Annotated in this window: 1 protein-coding gene; it reads right to left on the reverse strand. The window is 55.8% G+C overall.

Going from position 1 to position 294, the window contains the following annotated elements:
• Positions 1-71: 71 nt before the first annotated feature.
• A partial coding sequence (locus L248_RS16185; RefSeq protein WP_220095310.1) for a hypothetical protein occupies positions 72-294 on the reverse strand: 223 nt, incomplete at its 5' end.

The raw sequence follows: 294 nt of genomic DNA on the forward strand, positions 1-294 counted from the left end.
AAATACGAGTTCTGTCACACCCCCAATCTCATGGCTGACGCCCGCCAGCCTCCGGACCCAAATCGCCTACATCATGCCCGATCGTAAAGTCTTCGGTGCCAGGACATATTCGCCCGGAGTGCCGCTCGAACTTCCTGTTTCTTGGCAACTGTTGTTACGACGGTGAAGGAGGCTGCCAGGCTTTCGTACCGAGCGAGACTATTCCAGTCTTTGACAATGTAGGGTGACGAAGGGCGGAGCAGATGGGGCTCAGCCGTGAAATTGTTGTTGGCGGCTTTGCCGCCTACAACAAGG

This window comes from Schleiferilactobacillus shenzhenensis LY-73 (genome assembly GCF_000469325.1).
In the GTDB taxonomy this organism is placed as follows: Bacteria; Bacillota; Bacilli; order Lactobacillales; family Lactobacillaceae; genus Schleiferilactobacillus; species Schleiferilactobacillus shenzhenensis.